Here is an 18175-nt window from a genome sequence, read left to right as displayed (position 1 = left end):
CGCGCCGCTTCGATGGCCGCGTTCAGCGCCAGCAGATTGGTCTGCGCGGCGATGTCGTCGATGATGCTGATCTTCTTGGCGATCTGCTTCATCGCCGCCACGGTGGCATTCACCGATTCGCCGCCCTCGGCCGCGTCGCTGGCCGCCTTGCTAGCCATGCTCTCGGTGACCTTGGCGTTCTCGGTGTTCTGCGCGATGGAACTGGTCATCTGCTCGATCGAGGCGCTGGTCTCTTCCACGCCCGCGGCCTGCTCACTGGCCGCCTGCGACAGCGACTGCGCCGTGGCGCTCACTTCCTCTGACGCACTGGCCAGGGCCTGGGCGCCGCTGTTCACGTCGGTCACCACCTGGCTGAGCTTGGTGATCATGTTGCCCATGGCCTGCAGCATCTGGCCGGTCTCGTCCTTGGCGGTGGCGTTGATGCGCACCGTGAGGTCACCATCGGCCAGGCGGCTGACCGCAGCCAGGGCCTCGTTCACCGGCCGCGTGATGCTGCGCGTCAGCACCCAGGCCAGCAGCGAGCCGAAGGCGATGGCCACCACCGCGATGCCAATCATCAGGCGCGAGGCCGAGTCATAGGCCGCCTTGGCGGATGCCGCGTCGTCCTTGGTGTTGGCGTCCTGCAGCGCAATGTTCTCGTCGATGGCATCCTGCCAGCGTTGGGCCGCCGGCGCGGCCTGCGCCATCAGCAGCTTGACGGCCTCGTCGTTCTTGTTGGCGAAGGCCAGGTCGAGCACCTTGTCGGTGAGCCCTCGCGCCTCGGCACCGGCGGCCTTGATCTTGGCGCGCACCGCCTTGCCCTTTTCACTGGCCGAGGTCTTGTCCAGCGCCTCCCACGCCTCGTTGTACCTGGCCCGCGTGGCGTCGAGCTTGTTCTTCTCGTTGGCCATCGCGCCCGGCTCGTCGAGCAGGATGATGGTGCGCGTGATGCGGGTGACGATATGCACCGCCTCGGCCATCTCGGAGTTGAGCTTGGTCTTGTAGACGTTGTCGGTGACGATCTCGTCCAGGCGGTCCTGGACGGTCGACATGCCGTTGATGCCGGTGACGGCCAGCACGGCCATCAACACCAGCACGATGGTGAAACCCAGCGTCAGGCGGACGCCAATCTTCAGGTTGGACAACATGGCTCTAGAGCTCCGCGGCCCCGGCTCCGGGGCCATGATGGTGGACGATTCCCTTGCGCGTTCGGCGTGATGCCGACACTCAGGCCGGGGCCAGCTCGGCCAGGGCCGCAGCGTGGCCCATGGCGCCGATCTCATCGGCCGACAGCACCCGCTGCACGTCGAGGACGATCACGAATTTCCCGTTCACCTTGGCAATGCCCTCGATGAAGTCGCTGCGTATCTTGGCGCCGAAGCTCGGCGCCGGTTCGATTTCGGCCGACGGGATCTCGAGCACGGCCTGCACCGCGTCGACCACGATGCCCATGTTCTGGCGCTCGGCGCCGTCGGCGGTCTCGACTTCGGTGATGACGATGCAGGTGCTCTTGCCCACCGGCGTCGAGGCGCGGCCGAAGCGGGCCGAGAGGTCCATCACCGGCACCACCGCGCCGCGCAGATTGATGACGCCGCGTATGCAGGCCGGCATCATCGGCACCTCGGTGAGGCCGGCGTACCAGATGATCTCCTTGATGCACAGGATGTCCAGCGAGAACATCTCGGTGCCCAGCGTGAAGGTCAGGTACTGCTTCTCTTCATCGGCGCCCGCCGCCTGCGCGGCATGGGCCGCTGCCAGGGCAGTGCCCGGCGCCTTGACCATTTGGTTCATGGCAGTTCCTTTCTAGAACTTGGTGAACTGGGACTCGTCGATGGTGGCTGCCGTGGCCAACGCCACGCCCGCAGGCTTGACAGACGGCCGGACTGCACCGGGCTTGCCCTGCACCGCCTTGCGCACCGTGAAGCCGGGCGTCTTGCCCTGCACCGTGCCATCGAGCCTGAAGAAGGACATGGTTTGCTGCAACTGCTCGGCCTGACCGCTCATCTCTTCGGAGGTGGCTGCCAGTTCCTCGGAACTGGAGGCGTTCTGCTGTGTCGTCTGGTTGAGCTGGCTCACCGCCGAGTTGATCTGGCCCACGCCCGAGGATTGCTCGCTGGATGCGGCGGATATCTCCTGCACCAGGTCGGAGGTCTTGCGGATGGCCGGCACCATCTGCTCGAGCAGCTTGCCCGCCTTCTCGGCCAGTTCGACGCTGCTGCCGGCGACTTCGCCGATCTCCTGCGCCGCGACCTGGCTGCGTTCGGCCAGCTTGCGCACTTCGGCGGCCACCACCGCGAAGCCCTTGCCGTGCTCGCCGGCACGCGCCGCTTCGATGGCCGCGTTCAGCGCCAGCAGATTGGTCTGCGCGGCGATGTCGTCGATGATGCTGATCTTCTTGGCGATCTGCTTCATCGCCGCCACGGTGGCATTCACCGATTCGCCGCCCTCGGCCGCGTCGCTGGCCGCCTTGCTAGCCATGCTCTCGGTGACCTTGGCGTTCTCGGTGTTCTGCGCGATGGAACTGGTCATCTGCTCGATCGAGGCGCTGGTCTCTTCCACGCCCGCGGCCTGCTCGCTGGCCGCCTGCGACAGCGACTGCGCCGTGGCGCTCACTTCCTCTGACGCACTGGCCAGGGCCTGGGCGCCGGCGTTGACGTCGGTCACCACCTGGGCCAGCTTCTTCAGCGTGTTGTTGACCGCGCCCTTCAACTCGTCCCAGGTGCCGTCGTAGTTCTTCCTCATGGCAACGGTGAGGTCACCGTCCTGCATGGCGCTGAGCACTTCGCGCAGTTCCTGCACCGGCGTGTTGACGGCCACCATCACGCTGTTCAGGCCTTCCAGCACCTTGCGGTAGTCGCCCTGCTGCTTGCTGGGGTCGACGCGCACGTCCAGGCGCCCCTCCACCGTGGCCTTGGACAAGGTGTTGGCGTCGGCCACCAGAGCGTTGATGGCCTTGATCACGTTGACCAGACTCTTGGCCATCACGTCGGCCTCGCAGCGCACCTTGACGACCGCGGTCAGATCGCCGATCGAGATCGCCTGCGCCGCAGCAGCCTGCTGGTTGGTGGCCTCTATGCAGGCATTGAGGTTGTTCTTCAGCGTGTTGAAGTCACCGTTGTAGGTGTCGGTGATGACGGGCGGGATGGCGCCCTTGGCGATCTCGTCCACGTACCTGGCGGCCACGTTCAGGGGGCCGATGACGGCGTCGAGCGTGTCGTTGACGCCCTGCACGACCTTGCGGAAATCGCCCTGGTGCTTGCTGGCATCGGCGCGCGTGGCCAGCTTGCCCTCGACCGCGGCCTTGGACAGCACGTTGGCGTCGGCGACCAGCGCGTTGACGGCGTCGATGCAGGTGTTGAGGTTGCCCTTGATGGTGTTGAAGTCGCCGTTGTAGGTATCGGTGATCTTGGCCGGAATGTCGCCGCGCGAGATGTCGGAGACGTACTTGGCGGCCACGTTCAGCGGTCCGATCACGGCGTCCAGCGTGCTGTTCACGCCTTCGACGATCTTGCGGTAGTCGCCCTGGTGCTTGGCGGCGTCGGCACGGGTAGAGAGCTTGCCCTCGACTGCCGCCTTGGACAGCATGGCGGCGTCGTTGATCATGGCCTGCACCGCGCCCTGCATGGTGCGCATCGATGCCGCCAGCGCGCCGACCTCGTCCTTGTTGTTGATCTCGATCTTGAACTCGAAGTCACCCGCGGCCATCTTGTCGGCGCAGTTCACCAGGGTGCGCGTGGGCGCGGTGATGCTGCGCGTGATGTACCAGCCCAGCAGGGCGGTCAGCACGGCCGCCACGGTGGCCAGGATGATCAGCACGCGTTCGGACGACTCGGCCAATGCATCGGCCTCCTTGCCGGCCTTGGCCACCAGTTCGGTCTGGAATTCGATCAGCCCGCCCACGGCCTTCATGTAGTCGCCCTGGGTCTTGCGCAGTTCGCCGGACAGCATGGCCGCGGCATCGTCTCGCTTGCCGGCCTTGAGCAGCGCGATGAACTGCTCCTGGTCGGCCACGTAGGCCCCGCGCGCTTCGGTGACCTTCTTCAGAAGCGCCTTGCCGGCATCACTGAGGATGGTCTTCTCGAGCTTGTCGATGCTCTCGCTGATGACCTTGCGCTGATCGGCGATGGCATCCAGTTCCTTGGCGGACTCGGCGTCCTTGAAGATGTAGGCATTGCGCAGCCGGCGTGCGATGGTGTTGACGGCGTCGATGATGTCGTTGGCCTGCACGGTCTTGGGGAACTTGTCCTGCACCAGGCCGTCGACCTCGGCGTTGAGGGTCGCGATGCGGGTCACCCCGATCACCGAGACCACGATCAGCAATACCAGCACGGAAGCAAAGCCTATTGCCAGCCTTGTTCCGATCTTCATGTTGGCGAACATTTCGGTTTTCTCCTTGGTCGCTGTGAGTCGGCTCTACTGCGCCGGCGGGAATGGATGGGACGCGCTCAGGCCGCGAGGGCTTCGGCATGCCTCACGGGCACGCTCTGGACGGCCTGGCGCACGAGCGCCGGGACATCCAGGATGAGCGCCACGTCACCACTGCCGAGAATGGTGGAACCGCTGATGCACTTGACCTGGCTGAACATCTGGCCTAGCGGCTTGATCACGGTCTGGAACTCTCCCAGCAGCGTGTCCACCACCAGCCCGGCCTTCTGCTCGGCGTGCTTGAGCACGACGATGTTCTCGCCCCGCGTCGGTGCGCCGGACACCGCGAACAGCTTGCGCAGGCGGATGAAGGGCAGCACTTCGCCGCGCAGATTGGTGTAGTCGTGGCCGGGTTCGGCCGAGTAGGCGACGCATTCCTCGATCATGTCCAGCGGGATCGCGAACACCGACTTGCCGACACCGACGAGGAAGCCGTCGATGATGGCCAAGGTGAGCGGCAGGCGCACGGTGACGGTGGTGCCGACGCCTTGCTCGCTGGCGATCTCCACCGTGCCGCGCAGCGCGGTGATGTTGCGCTTGACCACGTCCAGGCCGACGCCGCGGCCGGAGAGGTTGGTCACCTTCTCGGCGGTGCTGAAGCCGGGCTCGAAGATCAGCGCATAGACCTCGCTGTCGCTGAGGTGGTGGCCGGCCTCGACCAGGCCGCGCTCCACCGCCTTGGCCAGGATGCGTTCGCGGTTCAAGCCGCCGCCGTCGTCCTGCACCCTGATGACGATGCTGCCGGAGTCGTGGAAAGCATCCAGCTTCAGCGTGCCCTGGGCCGGCTTGCCGCGTGCGGCGCGCACCTCGGCCGGCTCGATGCCGTGGTCCATCGAGTTGCGCACCAGGTGCATCAGCGGGTCGCCGATCTTCTCGACCACGGTCTTGTCGAGTTCGGTGTCCTCGCCGCTGATCACCAGCGCGATGTCCTTGCCCAGGTCGTGCGAGACATCCCGCACCACGCGCTGGAAGCGGCTGAAGGTGGCGCCTATCTTCACCATGCGCAGTTGCAGGGCGCTGTCGCGCACCTCTTCGACCAGCATGCTCAGCTTGGAGGTGCTTTCCTGCAGGTCGTTGATCTGGGCGCGGCGCGCGATCAGGTTGACGTTGGCGCCGGCGATGATGAGTTCGCCCACCAGGTTGATGAGCTGGTCGAGCTTGTCGGCGTCGACGCGGATCGAGCGGCTTTCCTGGGCGCCGATCTCCTTGACCTGCTTCTGCTTGACGAGCGCGGCCTCGACCACCTCGGGCCGCACCACCTGCTGCTCGACCAGGATGCTGCCGATGGGGCGCTCGGGCGTGTCGCCCTGCACCTTCAGCGCCTTGTCCAACTCCTGCTGCGTCAGCGTGCCGCAGCGCACCAGCATCTCGCCCAGGCGCGCCGGCTCGTCCTGCTTCTGCAGCAACTCCACGTAGTCGGCCACCTTGCTGTGCGGCGGCAGGATGTGCAGCTCGCAGTCGTCGCGGACGAACTCGAACACGTTTTCCAGCGTCGCCTTGCTGGCCTCGGTCTCGATGGCGATCTCGAAGCCCAGGTAGCAGGACTCGGGGTCCATGCTGCCGTCGATGGGCAGCGCGTCGGCCGTGGTGACGATGCCGCGGATCTGGCCCAGGGTCTGCAGGTAGCGGATGAAGCTCAGCGGGTCCATGCCGTTGCGCAGCACATCGGGGCCGAAGCGCAGCGAGATGTGCCAGGCGCGCGACGGCGTGCCGGCCGCACCGACGCGGGCCACTGGCGGTTCGACCTCGGCGGCGGCGCCAACCGCCACCACCGCAGCAGCGCCGCCGGCCAGGTGCGCGCGCAGCTGGGTGATCAGCGGTGCACCTTCGGCGCAGAGCGCCTCGTCGGGCTCGGTCTGGCCCGCGGCCACGGCCTCGACCAGGGCCGAGATGTGGTCGCGGCAAGAGAGCAGCAGGCCCACCAGCGCGGCGGCGATCTCCAGCTTGCCGGCCCGCACCTGGTCGAGCAGGCTCTCGACGACGTGGGTGAAGGCGACGATGTGGTCCAGGCTGAACAACCCGGCCGAGCCCTTGATGGTGTGGGCGGCGCGGAAGATGGCGTTGACCAGCTCTTCCTTCTCGTCGGCCTGCTCCACCGCGAGCAGCGCGCTCTCCATGTCTGCCAGCAGTTCGCGGCTTTCCGAGATGAAGGTCTGCAGTGCCTGGTCTAGATCCATGGCGGATGTCCTGGTTGGCGGGTCGCGCGGGGCGCGGGGGAGACTGCGGCCACGTTCAGGCGCTGGCGCGCGGGGGCACGACCAGGGGATCGCCGAAATAGGCCGTGACGTTGAGCAGCTCGAAGACCTCGGTCACGGCGGCGCTGTGGCCCACCAGGCTCAAGGCGCGCTTGTCGGCCAGCGCCTTCTTCTTGGCCAGCAGCAGCAGCTGCAGGCCGGCGCAGTCGATCTCGGTCACGCCGCTGAGGTCCAGCTCCGCGGGTGGCGGGCCTGCCTGCAGCGCTTGAGCGAGCTCGGCGGCGCGGAAGATCGTCATCTCGCCCTCGATGCGCATCGCACCGCCCTTGTTCTTCTTGTCGGACTTGCTCGGCATGGCGTCCTCTTGGGAGTGGAGTTCGGCGCTGAACGCCGGTCGTTGTGAGGCCCGGCTCAGGGCAGGCAGAGCTTGGCCACGGCGCCGAGCAGGTGCTCGGGCTGGAACGGCTTGACCACCCAGGCGCGTGCGCCGGCGGCCTGGCCTTCGCGCTTCTTGCCCTCTTCGGATTCGGTGGTCAGCATCATGATGGGCGTGAACTTGTAGTTCGCCAGTTGCTTGACCGCCTTGACGAAGGCGATGCCATCCATGTTGGGCATGTTCACGTCGCTGATGATCAAGTGAATCTTCTGTCCGGTGAGTTTGGTCAACGCGTCTCGTCCGTCCTTGCCCTCGAGCACCGCGTAGCCGGCACCCTTGAGCGCGATGCCTACTACCTGGCGCATCGAGGCCGAGTCGTCAACGATCATGATCGTCTTACCCATGGCATTCATCTCGCCTAAAAGAAGGTGATTTCCGTTTCATTCTTTTCTTCGACCTTGCCGCCCGCGTGAACGATGTGCTGGTCGGTCATCACATAAGACTTCTTGATTTCGGCCAGAAAGGCTTCGGCATCCAGGCCCTGCAATTGGCCGTTCAACGCGTGCTGCTGCACCGATTCCTCGAAGGGCCGGGGCAGCAGGCCGATGTTGTCCCGCACCTGGGTCAGGATCTGGTTCACGCGGTCCTGGAACTGCAACTGCACCAGTGCCGCGTTGACCTCGGACTGGATGCCCACGCTCTCGTCCTTGAGCAGGGTGCTCGAGTTCTGCAGCGCGTCGGTGATGCCGCGGAAATCGTCGAGCACGCGGCCGATGGCGGCCTCGGCCGCGGCGGCCGAACCGTCCTCGGCGCGCACCGATTCGAGCACCGCATTGCGTGTCTCGACGATGGCCTGGCTGATGACGCCCACCTTGGCCGCCATGCGTTTGCCGGTCTCGCCCGATTGCGTCGAGAGCATGCGGAATTCCTTGGCCACGACCGCGAAGCCGCGCCCGAACTCGCCGCTGCGCGCCGCCTCGATGGCGGCGTTCAGTGCCAGCAGATTGGTCTGCTGCGCGATCTTGGCCACCTCGGCCGCCATCTCCTGAAGTTCGACGATGAAGCGGTCCAGGCCCTTGACCTTCTCAAGCATGGTGGTCATGCCGTTCATGGCCGAGCGCTGGGCCTCGATCACCGCGGCCAGCTCGGTGCGGCTGCGCTCGAACACCGAGCCTATGCCGTGTTCGGCGTCGTCCAGCGTCTGGGTTTCGAGTGCCGCGGTCTGCACCGCGGCGTCGAGCTTCTGCGCGATGCCCGAGAAGCGCTCGCTGAGCTGCGACACCGCGCGCTCCATCTGCTCGCGCGACGATTCGATGTGGCCGCTCCAGATCGGCGACACCTGCTCGGCGAAGTGATGCTGGAGTTCGAGGAAATCGGTGATGGCCAGCTGCTGCCCGTGCAGTTGCCGGCTGTGCTGGCGGCCCAGCGCCAGGCCGGCGGCGGCCAGCGCCAGGGCCCCCACGATGGCCAGCACTTGCAGTCCCGCGGCCAGCAGCAGGGCGGTGGCGCCGAACAGGCCCAATGCAGCGGGCAGCCAGAAAGTGGAAGGAAGGCGTGACATGGCTTGGTGGCTCAGGCGCGCGCTGCCGCCGGCAGGGCGGCGGCGGGAACCTGCGGCCCGGTCTGCGGCCCAGCGCAATCAGCAGCGAACACGAGAGCTTCCTCTGGTCCGTCGAGGGGCGGACCTTGCCCCTGCTCTATCGGCTTCTGCCCCCCAGGCTGTAGGCCGGGATGCGGTTGATTGACGCGGGTCAAGCGTGCCGTCCGGGCCATGACAGCTGCCTTCGGCCGCGCGTGCCCGAACTTGAGCGAAATCTGGACGGTGGGCGTGCCGCAGTTCCGCGGCTGGCTCCCTTTGGGGCGGCATCGGCTAACCTTCTGCCGATGGCCAGCCCGCTCCAGTTCGACGAAACGCCGTGCATCGCCTGGATGGAGGGCGGTGCGGCGTGCAGCGCGCGCTGGCGTTGCGAGCGTCCCGGCCCGCCGCCGTCGCGGGTGGTGATCGCCGACGACACCCTTTCAGCCGACCGTGCCTACCGCCTGGCCTGCGAGGGCACGGCCCTGCTCTGGCGCGGTGACTTCCAGAACGCGCGCCAGCTGGTGCAGGCCCTGGCCCGCCGCGCCGACCGCCCGCCGCGCCGGCCGGCGCCCAAGGTGGCGGCCGATGACGCACCAGGTGCCGCCTTCCATCGCCACCGCCAGGCGCAAGCGCAGCGTGCGCGCGTGCTGGCCATGGTGCTCATTCCTCTCGATGCCGAGCGTGCCATTCCGCTGCGCCGCGCCCCCGATGTGCGCGCCGCCTGCGCCCAGGCCTGGGGCGAACCCGAGGCGGCCGACGAGGATTCGGTGGTCTCGCTGCGCGAGCTGCTGGGCCTGATCAGCGCCTACGAGTGGCGGCGCAATGGTGTGGCCGTTGCCGCCCTCGGCCCGCCGCCGGGCAACCGCATCCATCCGCACTACGGCGTGTTCTCGCCGGTGCGTGGAGAGTACGTCGATCTGGTGGCAGAGGCACCGGTGCCGAAAGCCACGCTATCGGAGTCGCTGGCCTTCGACATCGGCACCGGCACCGGCGTGCTGGCGGCGGTGCTGGCGCGGCGCGGCCTGGCGCGCGTGATTGCCACCGACCAGGAGCCGCGCGCCCTGGCCTGTGCCGCCGAGAACCTGGCACGGTTGCAACTGGCCGAGCGCGTGCAGCTGCTGCAGGCCGATCTCTATCCGCCCGGGCGCGCGCCGCTCATCGTCTGCAACCCGCCCTGGCTGCCGGCGCGGCCGGGCTCGCCGCTGGAGCGCGCCGTGTACGACGAGGGCAGCGCCATGCTGCTGGGTTTTCTGCGCGGCCTGGCGGCTCATCTGGCGCCGTGCGGCGAGGGCTGGCTGATCCTGTCCGATCTGGCTGAACACCTGGGCCTGCGTGGCCGCGATGAATTGCCGGCCGCAATCGCCGACGCCGGGCTGCGCGTGCTCGGCCGCCTGGATACGAGGCCGCGCCACGGCAAGGCCTTCGATGCTGCCGATGCGCTGCATGCGGCGCGTGCGGCCGAGGTCACCACCTTGTGGCGGCTGGGAGCCGCCTGAATACCTAATGCAGTGACGCGGGCGGGCGCAACACCGGCGGCGCATCGCCGACGCTGCGCGACTCGATCTCGTCGGCGCTGGCGGCGCGCACGTCGCGCACCGTGAGGGCCAGGCGCAGCGACATCCCGGCCAGCGGGTGGTTGCCGTCCAGCACCACATGCGAGGGGTAGATCTCGGTCACGACATAGATGGCGTCGGCCGGCATGCCCGGCGTGGCGTGGCCGGCGGGCAGGCCCTCGAAGGCCATGCCGGTCTCCAGCACCTCGGGGAAGAGCTTGCGGTCTTCGAAGCACACCAGGGCGGCGTCGTAGTCGCCGAAGGCGTGCTCGGGCTCGAGGTGGATGTGCAGTTCGTCGCCGGCCTCGTGGCCGGCCAGGGCTTCCTCGACCTTGGCCAGCAGGTCATTGCCGCCGTAGAAGAACTCAACGGCCTCGCCGAGTTCGTCGATGGGGCGGTTCTGGCCGTCGCTGAGCTTCCAGCTCAGGCTGACCACGCAGGGGGTATCGATGCGCATCGTCAGATGATGTCACAGCCCCTCCCGGCGCCGAACCGCGGGGGCGAGAATGGCGCCATGGATGAACAAGCCCCGCTCGCCCCATTGACGATGTTGGGCGGCCTCACCCCGGCCGCCTTCATGCGCCGCCACTGGCAGAAGAAGCCGCTGCTGGTGCGCCAGGCCTGGCCCGGCGTGAAGCCGCCGCTGCCCCGATCAGCGCTGTTCGCGCTGGCCGCCAGTGACGATGTCGAGTCGCGCCTGGTCGAGCGCCAGGGCGGCAAATGGCGGGTGCGCCACGGCCCGTTGCAGCGGCGCATGCTGCCGCCGCTGGCGCAGCCCGACTGGACGCTGCTGGTGCAGGGGCTGGATCTGCATGTGCCGGCGGCCAGCGCCATGCGCGAGCGCTTCCGCTTCGTGCCTGACGCGCGGCTGGACGACCTCATGGCTTCCTGGGCCAGCCCCGGTGGCGGCGTCGGGCCGCATGTCGATTCCTACGATGTCTTCCTGATCCAGGTCCACGGCCGGCGGCGCTGGCGCGTCGCGCCGCCGGGCGACACCGCCTTTGTCGACGGCCTGCCGCTGAAGATCCTGCGCCAGTTCGAGCCCACGCTCGACTGGGTGCTGGAGCCGGGCGACATGCTCTACCTGCCGCCGCTGTGGGGCCACGACGGCGTCGCCGAGGGCGGCGACTGCATCACCTGCTCGGTGGGCTTCCGCGCGCCCGCCGCCGACGAACTGGCGCGCGAGTTGCTGCAGCGCGTGGCCGACGAGGACGACGCCGGCCCTGGCAAGCTCTACCGCGATCCGCGCCAGGCCGCGACGGCGACGCCGGGCGCCATCCCCGAAGGCCTGGTCGACTTCGCACGCCGCGCGGTCGAGCAGCATCTGGCCGATCCGCAGTGGCTGAAGCGCGCCCTCGGCGAGGTGTTGAGCGAGCCCAAGCCGCGGGTCTGGTTCCGTTCCGGCGTGGCGCGCCGCGCCGGCGTCGCGCTGAGCCTGGACCCCTGCACGCGCATGATGTACGACGAGCACCATGTCTTCATCAACGGCGAGGCCTTCCGCGCCGGAGGCCGCGATGCCCAGTTGATGCGTCGCCTGGCCGACGCGCGCCACCTGGCCCCGGCCGAGTGGCGCCGCCTTGGCACTGGCGCCCTGGCCCTGGTCGACGACTGGTTGGCGGCCGGCTGGCTGCGGCAGGTAGAGGCATGAGCGAAGAGGCCTCCGCACCGGCAGCCGCGCCAACGCCTGCGCCCGCGCCCGCCATCGCCAGCCAGGCCGATTTCGTCGCCGCGCTGCGCTGGGGTTTCGACACCGCCATCGTCCAGGGCGCGCGCCAGATCAGCTGCGTAGCCCCCAGCTTCGAGATCTGGCCCTGGAGCGATGCCGACTTGCTGCGCGCGCTGACCGACTGGCTGCGCCTGCCGCAGCGCCGCCTGGTGCTGCTGGCGGCGGCCTACGACGACGTGCCGCGCTTCCACCCGCGCTTTGTTGCCTGGCGCCGCGACTGGGCGCATGCGATGAGCTTCTGGCAGGCGCCGGCCGAAATGGCGGCTGAACTGCCGACGCTGCTGCTGGACGACCGCGCCGTCAGCGTACACCTGGCCGATGCCACGCACTGGCGCGGACGCGCCCTGGTCGATCTGCGCGCGGCCCATTTGTGGCGCGAGCGGGTTGACGCGGTTTTGCAACGGTCCGAGACCGCCTTTGCCGTGAACACACTGGGTCTATAGGGGCTTGCCCGGGGGCGGGCTATAATCGTGGGCTAGACAGCGGATTGGTCACGAAATTCATCTTGAACTGGCCGCCACCGTCTATTTGTGATGGGTCTCTGAGCATCGTCGAAGAGCGCCCAATAAAAGCTCACTCCTGACCCATAACTCATTGAGGATACACACATGAACAAGTCGCTCATCCTGGCTTCCCTGGTTGCCACGCTCGCCCTGGCCGCCTGCGGCAAGACCGAAGCCCCGGCGCCCGCCCCGGCCCCGGCCGCTGCTCCCGCCCCGGCGCCGGCCCCCGCCCCGGCTGATGCCGCTTCGGCCCCCGCCGCCGCCGCTTCCGAAGCCACCGCGCCGGCCGCCGCTGCTTCCAAGTAAGCCAGTCGCATTGCCAAGGGCCCGCCGCAAGGCGGCTCACGGCAAGACGAAAAAGGCCGCCCTCGGGCGGCCTTTTGCATGGGCGGGTGGGCCGTCAGCGCAGTTCGGTCACCAGGGCGGCGGCGATGTTGCGGCCGTTCTCGCCGCTGTCGGCGCCGCCGGCCGAGGTGAGCACGGTGACCGCGGTCTTCTCGCCCTGGCCCTTGACGGCAATGCGGTAACGCACCGCGGCCTGGGGGTTGCTGGAGTCACCGAACAGGCGTGCCCACCAGCCGGGCTCTTCCTTGCCCGCCGCCTTGGGGTCGACGTAGCGCACATAGTAGAGGCCGGCATTGCGGTCGCGGTCCTCGACCGAGAAGCCGCCGCGGTCCAGCGCCAGGCCGACGCGGCGCCAGGCGCGGTCGAAGGGCTCATCCACCTCCAGCGCTGCGGCGCCGGCGACGGCGCGGGCGCGCGCCGGGCCCTCGGGTGCCTTGAGCACCTGCTGGGCCTGGGCGCTGGGTGTGGCGGGCGCCACCGGGGCGCCGGCCGCTCGCGTGGGTTCGTCCTTGCCGCCCAGCGCCAGCATCAGCCGCGCCAGCATCTCGGCCTCGAGTTGGGGGTCGGGGGCACGCGGGCGCCAGCGCGTGTTCTCGCGCTTCTCGTCGGTGTAGATCTCCTCGAGGCCGCGGTGCGACAGGTAGATCTCGCTGCCCTGGGCGGTGCGCTCGATGCGGGTGCGATAGCGGTCGCGCTCGCCGCTGTCGTAGACATTGCCGAACAGCCGCCCCAGGGTGCTGCGCACCACGTCGTTGGGCAGCTTGGCGCGGTTCTCGTTCCAGCCGGTCTCCATCACGCCGAGGGCGGCGTTCTCTTCCTCGAGCGTGAAGCCGCGCTGCTCCCAGAAGGCCTTGAGCCTGGGCCACAGCACCTCGGGGGCGGCCGGCGCCACCAGCCAACGCTGCTGGCCGGCGCGCTCGACGCGGATCTCGCCCTGCGCCGTGATCGCCACGCCGCCGGTGGCCGCGGCCGTGGTCACCGGCGCCGCCGCCGCGCCGCCGGCATTGGCCGCGCTGATCACGCCGCCCTGCACCTGGTAGCGCGATTGCTGCGCCAGTTGGGTGAGGTCGGGCGGCACCTCAAGCGCCTTGGCCTTGGCCGCGGAGCGGTAGTCGACCTTGTCGCCCGAGAACAGCGAATCGACCGAGGAACAGGCCACCAGCGTTGCCGCCAGCGCGAGTGCGCTGAGCCGGATGGGGGTGGCAGCAAGATGGGAATTCACGTTCGCGGTCTCCGCCACGGCCGCGTGGCGGCCGTGGTCATGGCATGGAAGGGGGGCGGCGCAGCGGTGGCGCGGCATCAGCGCAGCAGGCCGGCTTCGCGCAGCGCGCCGCCCACCAGGGCCTGGCCGGCCGCCGTCAGCGGCGTGATCGGCAGGCGCACGGCGGCGCCGCACAGCCCCATCTGCTGCAGCGCCCACTTGGTGGGCGTGGGGCTGGGTTCGCAGAAAAGCTGCCTGTGCAGCGCGAGCAGCTGCAGGTGGATGGCGGTGGCGCGCTTGACCTCGCCGGCCATCGCCGCCATGCACAGCTCGTGCATCAGGCGCGGCGCCACATTGGCGGTGACGCTGACGTTGCCGTGGCCGCCCAGCAGCATCAGCGCGATGGCGGTGCCGTCGTCGCCGGAATAGATGGCAAAGCCCTTGGGCGCATGCTTGATGAGCTGGGCCGCGCGCTCGATGTTGCCGCTGGCCTCCTTGATGGCCACGATGCCCGGCACCTGGGCCAGGCGCAGCGTGGTCTCGGGCAGCATGTCGGCCACCGTGCGGCCGGGCACGTTGTAGAGCACCACCGGCAGATCCACCGCCTCGGCGATGGCCTTGAAGTGCTGGTAGATGCCTTCCTGCGACGGCTTGTTGTAGTAGGGCACGACCTGCAGCGAGCAGTCGGCGCCCACCTGCTTGGCATAGCGCGTCAGCTCGATGGCCTCGCGCGTGGCGTTGGCGCCGGCGCCGGCCATGATGGGCACGCGGCCGGCAGCATGCTCGACGGCGACGCGGATGATCTCGCAGTGTTCTTCCACCGACACCGTGGGCGATTCGCCCGTGGTGCCGACGACGCCTATGCAATCGGTGCCTTCGGCGATGTGCCAGTCGATCAGGCGGCGCAGCGCCGGATAGTCGACGCTGCCGTCTTCGTGCATGGGCGTCACGAGGGCGACGATGCTGCCGGTGATGGGATTCATGGGGCGGGTCCTGGCCGGGTTCCTGGGCGAGGGCGCGATTTTAGCCGCCGGGGCCGTCGAGGACGGCCAGCCGCGCCGTCGGCGTGCCGGGGGGCTCCCGCATCACGACGATGCGCTGCACGCAGCGCGGCACCGTGGCTTCGATGCCGTCCTCGAAAGCCACCACGCGCAGGCCCTCGCACAGCCGCAACAGTTCACCGCGTTCGAGCAGGAAATCAGGCCGCGACGGACGGCCGTATTGCGCATGGCCGGCGGCGAAGGTCTCGTAGATCAGCACGCCGCCCTCGGCCAGCGCGTCCAGCAGCGCCGGCCAGAGCGGGCGCCAGAGGTAGTTGGTGACGACGATGGCGTCGAAGCGGCGGCCTGCCAGCGGCCAGGGGCCGCCCTCGATGTCGGCCGTGATCAGCTCGGCCTGCGGGCAGGCCGCCGCCAGCGGGGCGAGTGCGGCGGCGTCGCGGTCGACGCCGGTGAGCCGCCAGCCCTGGGCCGCCAGCCAGTGCAGATGGCGGCCGCTGCCGCAGGCGAGGTCGAGCACCGTGCCTCCCGGCGCGATGAGGCCGGCAAAGCGCCGCACCCAGGCCGAGGGCGGCGCTAGAAGCATGCCCAGACGCGCGTGGCGAGGTCGAACACCAGGTGCGGGTTCAGATACGCCATGAAGACCGCCGCCAGCGCCGCCAGGGCAGCGGCCCAGATGGTGGCGGCGCGCAGCAGGGCAGGGCGGGGCATGGCGGGGCGGCCTTCTGCGCGGCTCACGCCGGCTGCGCCACCGGCCGCGTGATCGCGGTCTCGCGCACCGGCAGGTTGATGAGCGCGGCAAAGATGCCCAGCGCCACCGCGATCCACCAGACGACGTCGTAGCTGCCGGTGGCGTCGTAGAGCTTGCCGCCCAGCCACACGCCCATGAAGCTGCCGACCTGGTGCGACAGGAAGACGAAGCCGCCCAGCATCGAGAAATGCTTGATGCCGAAGATCTGCGCCACGATGGCATTGGTGGGCGGCACCGTGCTCAGCCACAGCAGGCCCATCACCGACGAGAAGACATAGACGCTGGCGGGCGTGAGCGGCACGGCCAGGAAGATGACGATGGCGGCGGCGCGCAGCAGGTAGATGGCGGCCAGGATGTGGCGCTTGGCCAGGCGCTGGCCGAGGGCGCCGGCGATGTAGGTGCCGAAGACGTTGAAGAGGCCGATCAGCGCCAGCGCCATGGTGGCCACCTGGGGCGAGAGGCCGTGGTCCTTGAGGTAGCTCGGCATGTGTACGCCGATGAAGACGACCTGGAAGCCGCAGACGAAATAGCCCGCCATCAGCAGCTGGAAGCTGCGGTAGCGGAAGGCCTCGCGCACGGCTTCCAGAATGCTTTGCTGCGGGCCGGAAGTGGCGGCCATGGCGCCTTCGCGCAGGCCCAGGGCCAGCGGCGCCACCAGCAGCATGGCAAAGCCCAGGATGATCAGAGCCTGCTGCCAGCCGAAGGCGCTGATCAAGCCGCTGGACACCGGCACCATCAGGAACTGGCCGAAGGAACCGGCGGCGGCCGTGATGCCCATGGCCCAAGAGCGCTTCTCGGCCGAGACATTGCGTGTGATGACGCCATAGACCACGGCATAGGTGCAGCCGGCCTGGGCGATGCCGAGCAGGATGCCGGCGCTGAGCGTGAAGGTCACGCCGGTAGGCGCCAGCGCCATCAGCACCAGGCCGATGGCATAGAGCAGCCCGGAGCCGACGAGCACGCGGATGGCGCCGAAACGGTCGGCCAGCATGCCGGCAAAGGGCCCGGCGATGCCCCATGACAGGTTTTGCACCGCCAGCGCGAAGGCAAAGGTCTCGCGCGTCCAGCCGCGCTCCATCGTGATGGGCTGCAACCACAGGCCGAAGCCATGGCGCACACCCATGCTCAGCGTGACGATGGCGGCGCCGCACAGCAGCACCTGAGACATTGACAGCCGAGGGGGGGTCGAAGCGGGATTCATGCGGCGATTCTCTTGGAAAACGCTTCTGCCTGCCGGTGGGGCCGCCGCTACAGTGGCTGTCCATCGCAAGGGCAGGGGGCTCCATGAAGGTTCTGGTACTCGGTGGTGGCGTGATTGGCGTGGCTTCGGCCTATTACCTGGCCCGTGCCGGCCACGAGGTCGAGGTGGTCGACCGTCAGGCCGGGCCGGCGCTGGAAACCAGCTTTGCCAATGCCGGCGAGGTCTCGCCCGGCTACAGCTCGCCCTGGGCCGGCCCCGGCGTGCCGGTGAAGGCCATCAAGTGGATGCTGATGCAGCATTCGCCGCTGGTGATACGGCCGCTGCTCGACCCCGCCATGTGGCGCTGGGGCTGGCAGATGTTGATGAACTGCAATGCGCGCGCCTATGCCGTCAACAAGAGCCGCATGGTGCCCATCGCCGAATACAGCCGCGACTGCCTCAAGGCCTTGCGCGACGAGACGGCCATCGCCTACGACGACCGCGCCCAGGGCACGCTGCAGCTGTTCCGCACTCAGAAGCAGCTCGACGGCATCGGCGGCGACGTGGCCGTGCTCAAGCAGTACGGCGTGCCCTTTGAGGTGCTGGACCGCGCCGGCTTCTGCAAGGCAGAGCCGGCGCTGGCGCTCACCCAGCACAAGTTCGTCGGCGCGCTGCGCCTGCCCGGCGACGAGACTGGCGACTGCTTTCTCTTCAGCAACCGCCTGGCCGAGATGGCCGCGGCGCTGGGCGTGAAGTTCCGCTGGAACACGCGCATCGATGGGCTGCAGGTGGGTGGCGGCGCCATCACCGGCGTCCACACCGATGGCGGCCTGCTGCGCGCCGACCGCGTGGTGCTGGCGCTGGGCAGCTACAGCCCGCAGCTGCTGGAGCCGGTGGGCATCCGCATCCCGGTCTACCCGGTCAAGGGCTATTCGATCACGCTGCCGGTGACCGACCCGAAGTTCGCGCCCGAGAGCACCATCATGGACGAGACGCACAAGGTCGCTGTCACGCGGCTGGGCAGCCGCATCCGCGTCGGTGGCACGGCCGAACTGGGGGGCTACAACCTGGCCCTGCGCGAGGCCCGCCGGGCCACGCTGGCGCATGTGGTGAGCGACCTCTTTCCGCAGGGTGGCGATGTCGCCAAGGCCGAGTTCTGGTGCGGCCTGCGCCCGATGACGCCCGACGGCACGCCCATCGTCGGGCCCACGCCGGTCAAGCACCTGCTGCTGGCCACCGGCCACGGCACGCTGGGCTGGACCATGGCGGCCGGCACCGGCCGCGTCATCGCCGACCTGGTATCGGGGCGCACGCCCGACATCGACGTGAGTGGGCTGGCGCTGGCGCGTTACGGCTGAGCCGGC

The 18175-nt window shown here is 68.8% G+C and carries 18 protein-coding genes; 5 read left to right on the top strand and 13 right to left on the bottom strand.

Features of this window, described 5'->3' with window-relative positions; translation table 11 throughout:
- The 7 genes from JMV16_RS21085 to JMV16_RS21055 form a co-directional block, all read right to left on the bottom strand.
- Positions 1-1127: methyl-accepting chemotaxis protein (locus JMV16_RS21085; protein ID WP_201496280.1), on the bottom strand; the 1127-nt coding region annotated here is incomplete at its 3' end.
- Positions 1128-1206: 79 nt separating this feature from the next.
- Positions 1207-1770 (bottom strand): chemotaxis protein CheW, encoded by a 564-nt coding sequence (locus tag JMV16_RS21080; protein ID WP_411565059.1) that lies wholly within the window; start codon positions 1768-1770, stop codon positions 1207-1209.
- Positions 1771-1782: 12 nt separating this feature from the next.
- Positions 1783-4359, bottom strand: a complete 2577-nt coding sequence (locus JMV16_RS24550) for a methyl-accepting chemotaxis protein (RefSeq protein WP_201496279.1) — start codon at positions 4357-4359, stop codon at positions 1783-1785.
- A gap of 65 nt (positions 4360-4424) precedes the next feature.
- Positions 4425-6581, bottom strand: a complete 2157-nt coding sequence (locus tag JMV16_RS21070; RefSeq protein ID WP_201496278.1) for a chemotaxis protein CheA — start codon at positions 6579-6581, stop codon at positions 4425-4427.
- 55 nt (positions 6582-6636) lie between these two features.
- Positions 6637-6954, bottom strand: a complete 318-nt coding sequence (locus tag JMV16_RS21065) for an STAS domain-containing protein (RefSeq protein ID WP_201496277.1) — start codon at positions 6952-6954, stop codon at positions 6637-6639.
- Between the two features lie 56 nt (positions 6955-7010).
- Complete coding sequence (locus JMV16_RS21060; RefSeq protein ID WP_201496276.1) at positions 7011-7379, bottom strand: response regulator; 369 nt, start codon at positions 7377-7379, stop codon at positions 7011-7013.
- Between the two features lie 14 nt (positions 7380-7393).
- Positions 7394-8536 carry a methyl-accepting chemotaxis protein gene (locus JMV16_RS21055; protein WP_201496275.1) on the bottom strand — a complete coding sequence of 381 codons (1143 nt, stop codon included), beginning with the start codon at positions 8534-8536 and terminating at the stop codon, positions 7394-7396.
- 323 nt (positions 8537-8859) lie between these two features.
- On the opposite strand from JMV16_RS21055, the gene JMV16_RS21050 reads away from it, so the two are divergent.
- Positions 8860-10050, top strand: a complete 1191-nt coding sequence (locus tag JMV16_RS21050) for a methyltransferase (RefSeq protein ID WP_411565058.1) — start codon at positions 8860-8862, stop codon at positions 10048-10050.
- 4 nt (positions 10051-10054) lie between these two features.
- On the opposite strand, the gene JMV16_RS21045 is transcribed toward JMV16_RS21050, so the two are convergent.
- Positions 10055-10564 carry a peptidylprolyl isomerase gene (locus JMV16_RS21045; RefSeq protein ID WP_201496274.1) on the bottom strand — a complete coding sequence of 170 codons (510 nt, stop codon included), beginning with the start codon at positions 10562-10564 and terminating at the stop codon, positions 10055-10057.
- Between the two features lie 57 nt (positions 10565-10621).
- Between JMV16_RS21045 and JMV16_RS21040 the strand changes: the two genes are divergently transcribed.
- From JMV16_RS21040 to JMV16_RS21030, 3 genes are all read left to right on the top strand, one after another.
- Complete coding sequence (locus JMV16_RS21040) at positions 10622-11755, top strand: cupin domain-containing protein (RefSeq protein WP_201496273.1); 1134 nt, start codon at positions 10622-10624, stop codon at positions 11753-11755.
- Positions 11752-12276 (top strand): hypothetical protein, encoded by a 525-nt coding sequence (locus JMV16_RS21035; RefSeq protein WP_201496272.1) that lies wholly within the window; start codon positions 11752-11754, stop codon positions 12274-12276. Before JMV16_RS21040 ends, JMV16_RS21035 begins: the two co-directional genes overlap by 4 nt.
- Before the next feature lie 165 nt (positions 12277-12441).
- Positions 12442-12642, top strand: a complete 201-nt coding sequence (locus JMV16_RS21030; RefSeq protein ID WP_201496271.1) for a hypothetical protein — start codon at positions 12442-12444, stop codon at positions 12640-12642.
- 94 nt (positions 12643-12736) lie between these two features.
- Here the strand turns inward: JMV16_RS21030 and bamC are convergent, their stop codons facing one another.
- The 5 genes from bamC to JMV16_RS21010 form a co-directional block, all read right to left on the bottom strand.
- Positions 12737-13903, bottom strand: coding sequence for an outer membrane protein assembly factor BamC (gene bamC / locus JMV16_RS21025; RefSeq protein ID WP_236580637.1), 1167 nt, complete (start codon positions 13901-13903; stop codon positions 12737-12739).
- Between the two features lie 77 nt (positions 13904-13980).
- Positions 13981-14865 carry a 4-hydroxy-tetrahydrodipicolinate synthase gene (dapA, locus tag JMV16_RS21020; protein ID WP_201496269.1) on the bottom strand — a complete coding sequence of 295 codons (885 nt, stop codon included), beginning with the start codon at positions 14863-14865 and terminating at the stop codon, positions 13981-13983.
- 40 nt (positions 14866-14905) lie between these two features.
- Positions 14906-15466: a class I SAM-dependent methyltransferase gene (locus tag JMV16_RS21015; protein ID WP_201496268.1), complete on the bottom strand. Its 561-nt coding sequence runs from the start codon at positions 15464-15466 to the stop codon at positions 14906-14908.
- Positions 15457-15591, bottom strand: coding sequence for a hypothetical protein (locus JMV16_RS24450; protein ID WP_255511431.1), 135 nt, complete (start codon positions 15589-15591; stop codon positions 15457-15459). The genes JMV16_RS21015 and JMV16_RS24450 overlap by 10 nt, the downstream gene beginning before the upstream one ends.
- 23 nt (positions 15592-15614) lie before the next feature.
- A complete protein-coding gene (locus JMV16_RS21010) occupies positions 15615-16832 on the bottom strand; it encodes an MFS transporter (RefSeq protein ID WP_201496267.1) in 1218 nt (405 codons plus the stop codon).
- Positions 16833-16915: 83 nt separating this feature from the next.
- Here JMV16_RS21010 and JMV16_RS21005 point away from each other — a divergent pair, with 83 nt between their 5' ends.
- Entirely contained in the window at positions 16916-18169 is a 1254-nt protein-coding gene (locus JMV16_RS21005) for a D-amino acid dehydrogenase (RefSeq protein ID WP_201496266.1), read from the top strand.
- Positions 18170-18175: the final 6 nt, after the last annotated feature.

This window comes from Rubrivivax sp. A210, assembly GCF_904426505.1.
Lineage (GTDB): Bacteria > Pseudomonadota > Gammaproteobacteria > Burkholderiales > Burkholderiaceae_C > Rubrivivax.
The sequence above is the reverse complement of the archived record's forward strand: the minus strand, read 5'-3'. Positions and strand labels throughout refer to the sequence as shown.